Below are 6427 nucleotides of genomic sequence, written 5' to 3'. Positions count from 1 at the left end.
TCTCAATCCGAATCTGGTTGCGGTTTATTGAGTCGATGACCTAATGCATCAAGAAGCAGCCGCGCCGCGAAGACGGCGGCGCGGCCCTGAGCGGTAACTATACCGCGCGGTCGGTATAGTCTTGCGCCGGGAATGCCATGTAGCGGGGAAGCCAGTCTTTGACCTTCGCTTCGCGTGTCCCGTTCAGGTAATCCATAACGATCTTCTTCTGTATTTTGGCAGTGGCCGATATATTAGCGTCTGCCGCCGCGTCTCCGGCGAGTTCGCGCACCATCGCATTGATGGCGGGTTTGTTGCGCAGGAGGCCGAAGAAGGCTTCGTCCGGCGTCCACCAGTTCCGCATGTCGGTTGAGAGCAGTTCGCCGAGCGTATCGACGATGCCGTGGTGCGCTTCCAGCGTTTCCGCCATGGCATAGGCCAGGATACGCAGGATCGCAGCGTCATCCATCTTCATGAGCGCAGCAAAGAGTTCACCGAACGAACGCGGAGAGCCGAAGGACTGATCGACCAGCGGGCCGCCATCCTCGATGCCGAGAAGGGCAAGCACGGCCTTGCGTTCCTCCCCGAATGCGGCTTGGGCTTTGGATGCCGCTACCTCCGCCCTGATCTCGGGCGTACTGGCGCGTTGTCCTTCCGGCTTGACCTGCCACAAGGCTGAACCCGCGATCATATGGGCCACGGTAAGGCGCAACGCCATGGCGGGGTGCGAGAGCAATTCCACGCGCACGGCTGCGTGTCGTTGCAGGCCGAGGTAGTTGTCCATGGCCGCGGTGCGCTCGGCGCGGACGATCTTGCTGCCTTCCTCGCCGCGTTGCCCTGCTGCGGCCTTGTGCTTGCGCGCCTCCTTCACCGAAAGATAACCTTCATGAAACGTGGCCTCGCCGTCATGCGTGACGGACACGAAGACCTTGCCGCCCTTCGATTTGGGCGTTTTTTCATGCTCCCATGCGGCGAAGCGTTCGCCCCTGTCCAGAACGACGATTTCGGCCCATCCCTTGCCGAGATAAGCGTCCCGCTTCGCGGCGATGGCAGTATCCTGCATTTGCCAAAACGCCTGCGCATCCGCGAAATACCGCTCGTCCCCGAACAGGTCGGATATGATAATACCCTTGTATTCCGTCACGTCGAACAGGGCATTTCCCATCGGAACATGCGCTCCGCCGAACAGCCAGTTCTTCAACGAGCGGCCTGTCGGCGCGTATTCATCCTCGCTCCTAAACAATTTCCACCATGCCTTTTGCTGGCGCGGTGTCGCCATGGTGAGGATGCGCAAGGTATCGGCGTTGATCCCCTCGCGGCGGTAGGCATTCAGGATAGGGTCGATGATGGCTGCGATGGCAAGACGCTGTTGTACCAGCCGCTCGGTGACGCCGAACCGCGCCGCGATTTCCTCTACGGACAAACCTTCGCCGCGCAGGGCTTCGAACGCCTTAAATTGGTCGATCTCGTCCATGGGAAGGCGGGCGATATTTTCGACAAGGGATGCTTCGATGGCCGTTGCATCGTCGCCGTCCTCCATGATGATGACGGGGATGGGGCCTGTGACGCCATCCTCCGCCAGAATGGACGCGGCGCAGAAGCGGCGCTGCCCTGCGACGATTTCGAATCCTTCGCAGTTGGGACGGACAAGAAGGGGCTGCAGGATGCCCAGTCTCCGGATCGAGGGCAGGAGGTCGTCAACATTGTCCGCATTTTTCTTGCGGACGTTGAGGCCTGAGAGGTTCAGTTGTTCAAGAGGCAAATGGTCGAGTTTCATGATGGTCGCTTTCTTCTAAGGGTTGATCCGGCGAAGCTTCTCAAAAAGGAAAAGCCGCGCCTGAACCCTTGGCCCGCGCCGAGCGACCATGAAAAACCCGCCGGGAGGCGGGTCATGGGCGGCGGACCGAAAGAGCGGGGCTCCAAAGCGCCATCGTCGCTTGCGGCGGCTTGGTTCCGACAACGCGGGAGACTGCGGCGCTTGGCGGCGCAGTCGAATGGAGCGGGCCGGAGGAACTGGCGCTATTGGGTAAGCCCTGCTCGTCGGTGTAAGCTCGAAAAGGGGTCCAGCGCGCGGATGCGTGCGCAAGACAAAGTGGCGGCCGAGATCGGATGCTGCCGTATTATTTCCTGTCAGGGATCGTCACCCGGATGGGCCGAAACCGCACTGGCGGGTTCGGTGGAGGCGGCGGCAAAGGAGCCGCCGGAATAGAGCCCGGCGCACTATGGTGCGGACAGCCTCATATAGATGACGTGAGGATCGCTACCCGATCAGCGGCGCATGGTGCTATAGTGGACACAACCGTCGAGGCAACATGGCGAAGGCTCGTCGACCTCCTCCAAATCGTCTCGTCCTCCGAATGCGCAAACTACATCGCAAACGCAGGATGCGCCTCCGTATAAATGAAGCACGCCCTAGCTCGGGACCGGAAATGTCATCGAGAGCGCGGAACGGATTTACGTCGTACGTTAGTTCATGCGCAGTAGTGGGGAATCACTTTTGAAACCCCCGCCGCATTTGTATTCGTGACGCTATACTTTCCCGATCTAGCAAAACAATCCACCCATATGTCGCCGACTTTATCCTCGTTAGACATGTTCTAACGGCATTTCTATGGCCATTTGGGATGGCCCCATTAAACATCGAACTTACGAACTATCCGGAAAATTCGAGGTTCGAGAATGCAAAGTGGATGGACAAAAGCCGGGTGCTTAACTGCGATAAGTTACTTTACACTCTCCCTCAATTCGTCAGGCGACATTCAACCTATATTAGCACAATCGAATCTGCCGCCTGTGACTGTCGTCGCACCCGAGCCGAAAACACGACAGTCGGTCCATAGGTCACGAACCCGAACGGCCAGTCCCGTTCGTAGACAGGTCGCTGCGCCGGCGCCGCGCGAGGCGGCGCCTGTTCCTTACGTAGTGCCTTCAACCGGTACGGTGGGCACCGTGCCGCCTGTATATGCCGGTGGCCAGGTTGCAACAGGCGCAAGCCTTGGATTGCTCGGCAACCGCAGTGTGATGGACACGCCGTTCAATCAGACCAGCTATACTGCTGAACTCATAGAGAATCAGCAAGCGCGGACGATTCGCGATGTGCTTGCTAACGATCCTTCAGTCAGGGCTGTTCAACCGGCCGGCGGCGGCGCCGATGGTCTTTTTATCCGCGGCTTCTTCTATGACAGTGGCGATTACGGCCTAAACGGACTTTACGGAATCGCACCGTACTATTCCACCAGGGCCAACTTCGTTGAGCGTGTCGAGGTTCTCAAAGGACCGAGTGCACTGCTCAATGGCATGACGACCGGCGGCACCGGCGTTACCAGCGGCGGGGCGATCGGCGGCAGCATCAATCTGATCACCAAACATGCGCCCGACGTCGACATCACGCGAATAACAGGGACTTATGTTTCTCAATCGCAGTTCGGAGCAAATGTCGATCTCGGCCGGCGGTATGGTGAACACAAAGAGTGGGGCGTCAGGCTGAACAGCACTTACTCGAACGGTAATACGCCGTGGAATCGGCAGACGGACGAGTTTGGAAACGTCGTCCTCGGCGTTGATTATCGGGGCGAAAGGGTGCGCGCGGCTTTCGATGTCGGCTATCAGGCGGATAATCTGAGGCCGCCTCTGCGATTCTTCGGGCTTGGCGCGACGACGTCCATTCCTCAGCCGCCGAAACCTGGCCTCAACTTCCAGGTTCCGTGGGCCTACTACGCGCCGACGGACTTCTTCACGACTGCACAAGGAGAGGTCGATTTAACCGACTGGATGACCGCCTATGCGGTGTTCGGTTATCACGACAGCAATATCAACTACCTCTATCCGTCGCCCACCATCACCAATGGCGCGACGGGGGCCCTCGCAGGGCTACCGGGTCGTGGCAAGGAGACGTTCGAGACCTTCGCGGGCACGACGGGCATTCGGGCGAACGTCGATACCGGTTTTATCCATCATGCGATGAATATCAACTACTCGGTCAACGACCGGGGCTACGACCAGAACCTTCGCGGAGCGAGCATAATTGCCTGGAACCTCTACACCGAACCGACCAATATACCGGCGCCCGCCAACTTCAATGGAATAGCTCTCAGCCAGAGGACCGGCGTGAGGCTGTCGAGCGTCGGCCTATCCGATACCATGTCGATACTGAACGATCGGGTGCAGTTCACGGTCGGCGCTCGTCACCAGACCGCCAGCACGGAGGTGACGAATTTCCTGGCGCCCGCTTCGAGTCGGCCGGAGACTAGCTCATCAGTGTGGAGTCCGGCCTATGCAATCGTTGTCAAGCCGGTGGAACGTATCTCGCTTTATGCGAACTATATCGAAGGTCTGCAGACACCCGTCGTGGTGGCCGGAAATTTTACGAATACCGGGACCGTATTCCCGCCAACTCCAACCCAGCAAGCCGAGGGCGGCATAAAGTTCGACGCGGGCCGCCTCACGGCAACGTTGAGCTATTTCGATATTAGCCAACGGAGCATCATCACTCTCGGTGGACTCGGGAATCAGACTCAGGAACTCAATGGCCGGCAGCGTAACCGAGGCATGGAGTTCAATGTATTCGGAGAGATCACTCCCGCCGTCCGCGTTCTCGGCGGCGCCGCGTTGATCGACGGTGTGCAGGAAAGGACCCAGGGCGGGGTCAACGACGGAAAGAAAGCAGTCGGCGTTCCTGTGATCACTGCGAATATCGGTGCGGAATGGGATACGCCCTTCGTACGCGGTCTCACCATGATGGGCAGGGTCATCTATACGGGCGCGCAATACGTGAACGTCACAAACACGCTGACCATACCCGACTGGACGCGGGTCGATCTGGGGGCGCGATACACCTTTGTTTCGCCCTGGAACGGAAAGCCGATTGTTGTGCGGGCCATGGTCGAAAACGTCGCAAACCAGGCTTACTGGGCGTCGGCGTTTAGCGGGGTTATCACGCTTGCGGCTCCCCGGACCTACTTAGTGTCGACCACGTTTAACTTCTGATGCGCAAATGACGATCAAAATATGGTCCCGCATCCACACGTGGACATCGCTTGTCAGCATGTTGTTTTTGCTGATGCTATGCGTGACCGGACTACCGCTGATCTTTCATCATGAGATTGATGAACTATTCGAGGAGGAAATTTCCGCGCCCATGATGGCAGCGAATACCCCCCGGGCATCGTTGGATCGTGTGGTTGAGGCTACCCAAAAACTATACCCCGGCCAATTCATCCTTTTTATACAGCCAGGTCAGACTGAACCGGTGGTGAGCGTTGCCACGTCGCCCACTGCAGTTCCACTCCCGGGCATGTTCAAACGCACGACGTTCGATGCGCGGACCGTTGAAGTACTGGGAGAGGAGGTGCCGCATTTGGACGTCATGAACATCATATTACGTATTCACAAGGATATGTTCGCCGGTCTGCCTGGCGAGCTTTTTCTCGGCGTGATGGGTCTTGTTTTCGTAGTTTCGATTGTGTCCGGCATTGTCGTTTACTGGCCGTTCATGAGGCGGATGGATTTCGGCTCAATTCGCTCCGCATTCTCCCGTGTGAAGTGGCTGGACAGGCACAATCTTCTGGGTATCGTGACCGTAGTCTGGGCGCTGGTTGTCGGGCTGACGGGCACAATCAATACACTTGCGGTTCCGTTGTCCGACCTCTGGCGTGCTCAGTACTTGCCAACGCTGCTTGCTCCCCATGTAGGCAAACCGGTTGCGCAGATTCCGTCCATTCAAGCAGTCGTTGATAATGTGCGAGAGAAATTCCCTGACCGGATCGTCACGCAGATCATCATGCCAACTTCTGGCCGCTTCGGAAGCCCGCAACACCTTATCGTGGGGACTAAGGGTAGCACGCCGTTCATGGCTCGGATGCGTGAACCCGTGCTGGTCGATGCGAACGACACGTCAAGCATGATTGCGCCGCAGGTTCCTTGGTATCTCAAGGTATTGCAGGTTTCACGTCCGCTTCATTTTGGCGACTATGGGGAGTTGCCTCTAAAAATCATCTGGGCGCTTTTCGATATTATTACGATTATCATCCTGTTGAGCGGCCTTTACCTATGGGCAATTAAAAAGCGATCCCTCGTGATCGACCGTGAGTCTCGTAGCATATCTCGGATAGTTGATCCGAAGCGTGAGTATTGAATGCCTCAAATCCACATCGCTCGGCGAAAAGTTGTCCATAGAACGGTTTGGGAAGTTTTTCGTGCGCCTGTCCTCATAGCAGCGGTCACCACAGCAGGGCTAGCGTTCGCTCTTCTTGGCAATGGTCTTTGGGACGCGATCTCTTGGCTGACGCTCGCTGTGCCGGTAATAGTTGCAGTTTTTTACTGGATTAAAGGGCCGGCCCATCTCCCGAGGAAATGCTTGTGGCGAATCTGACATTCACCGCTTAATCCCGTATTGATGACAGGGTGGATAAAGCCCCAGTAGACGGGTGAATGGAGCTATTCTAGGTCA

At 57.4% G+C, this 6427-nt stretch carries 3 protein-coding genes; 2 read left to right on the top strand and 1 reads right to left on the bottom strand.

Annotated features, from left to right (window positions below; genetic code table 11):
- Nucleotides 1-97 precede the first annotated feature (97 nt).
- Nucleotides 98-1756 carry a ParB/RepB/Spo0J family partition protein gene (locus tag NWI01_RS18270; RefSeq protein WP_141385364.1) on the bottom strand — a complete coding sequence of 553 codons (1659 nt, stop codon included), beginning with the start codon at nucleotides 1754-1756 and terminating at the stop codon, nucleotides 98-100.
- A 902-nt stretch (nucleotides 1757-2658) separates the two neighbouring features.
- On the opposite strand from NWI01_RS18270, the gene NWI01_RS18265 reads away from it, so the two are divergent.
- Nucleotides 2659-4965: a TonB-dependent receptor gene (locus NWI01_RS18265; protein WP_141385363.1), complete on the top strand. Its 2307-nt coding sequence runs from the start codon at nucleotides 2659-2661 to the stop codon at nucleotides 4963-4965.
- A gap of 7 nt (nucleotides 4966-4972) precedes the next feature.
- Nucleotides 4973-6112 (top strand): PepSY-associated TM helix domain-containing protein, encoded by a 1140-nt coding sequence (locus NWI01_RS18260; protein WP_141385362.1) that lies wholly within the window; start codon nucleotides 4973-4975, stop codon nucleotides 6110-6112.
- The last annotated feature ends 315 nt before the right edge of the window (nucleotides 6113-6427 follow it).

The sequence above is a fragment of the Nitrobacter winogradskyi genome (assembly GCF_006539545.1).
In the GTDB taxonomy this organism is placed as follows: domain Bacteria; phylum Pseudomonadota; class Alphaproteobacteria; order Rhizobiales; family Xanthobacteraceae; genus Nitrobacter; species Nitrobacter winogradskyi_A.
This window is presented reverse-complemented; position numbering and strand designations above follow the sequence as displayed.